This window comes from Streptomyces sp. H27-C3, assembly GCF_030063415.1.
GTDB lineage: Bacteria > Actinomycetota > Actinomycetes > Streptomycetales > Streptomycetaceae > Streptomyces.
This window is the reverse complement of sequence record NZ_JASITA010000113.1, coordinates 1-1,216: the sequence shown is the minus strand read 5'-3', so window position 1 is coordinate 1,216 and position 1,216 is coordinate 1. Positions and strand designations below refer to the sequence as shown.

Here is a 1,216-nt window from a genome sequence, read left to right as displayed (position 1 = left end):
AACCACGAGGATCGAGTGAGGGGAAGATGACGGATACTGCTGACGAGCAAGACCGACTTCTGCGCGTGCCGAGAAGAGACCTCGAGCGAGCTCGGCGGGACCCGGAGACGTGGCCCGACCTGGCCTTCGTGGCGGAGCACACCGACGAAGGTCGCGTGATCGACCGCAACAAGGCCACCCGCTCGGGAGTCCTGTGGGCACTTCAATACGACCGCCACCCCCAGGACCTGCAGCTTCTGCGCTTCCTCCTCCAGCAGGAGGCCACGTTCTATCAAGAGGCCGTCCCCTGGGGATTGGCCTCGGACTTGACGCTGGCCGGCTTCCTGGTTGCCGAGCACCGGCAGTTGGAGGACTTGTGGCTGCACTGGACCGTCAAGAACATCAGCATGGACACGGCTATGGGCTATCACCTCTACCATCTGCTCACCGGAGGTATCACAGCTGCCGTCGAAGCAGTGCGAGCCAGTGCCCACGCTGATCGTGGCCGCATCCTGGGCGACATCGCGTTGAATCACCACACTGACGCCGCCGTTGAGGAGTGGCTCAAGAAACAACGTGAACTGTTTCCTGCCGCCCCGGCCGACGAGAGCCTCAAATCATGGGCCCATCACGCCGCGAGCCTCGGGGAGCGCGAGGCATCCCGCCTGTTCTTGACCGAGTGGGCAGTTGGCGAGCCACGCACCGAGGACACACTCAACACTCTGCAGTTTCACCTGGACCAACTCGGTTACCACACCGAAGCAGTGGCGGTGCAGCGAGAAGTCATCGAGGTCAGCGATGGCGCGTGGACGGTTGCAAGTGCGTTCAACCTGCTCACGCTTGCCCGGCTGCAACGGCGAGCCGACGATGCTTCGAGCGCGTGGAGAACACTCGAAGAGATTCAGAACATCATGCCTCCCGACAAGCAGGGGTTGCGCGCGGGACTGTGGCGGCACTTCGTCAAGGAGTGTTTCCTCGTTGCGCCTCTCGCCCCTGACGACTCCACAGTTCGTCGTTGGCTCGCCGTGAGTGACGAGCTCCTGGAAGGGATCCCACGGCTCTGGATGGACGGAGTCCTCGACGCCGCAGTCGCGGCTGTTGAACAGATCGGTGACCCGCAGACACTCCACCGCTACCGCACGTTGCGGCAGGCCGCAGCGCGTGAATCCGGACAGGAAGTCAGTCAGGTGAGCCGCTGTACGGCGTCAGGATCGACGACCTCGTGAACCCCGGCATG

At 63.3% G+C, this 1,216-nt stretch carries 1 protein-coding gene; it reads left to right on the top strand.

The genetic code is table 11. The features are described 5' to 3' along the window. Positions 1-1,205 (top strand): hypothetical protein (locus tag QMK30_RS38285; RefSeq protein ID WP_349362169.1); only part of this gene is annotated, 1,205 nt, incomplete at its 5' end. Positions 1,206-1,216 lie beyond the last annotated feature (11 nt).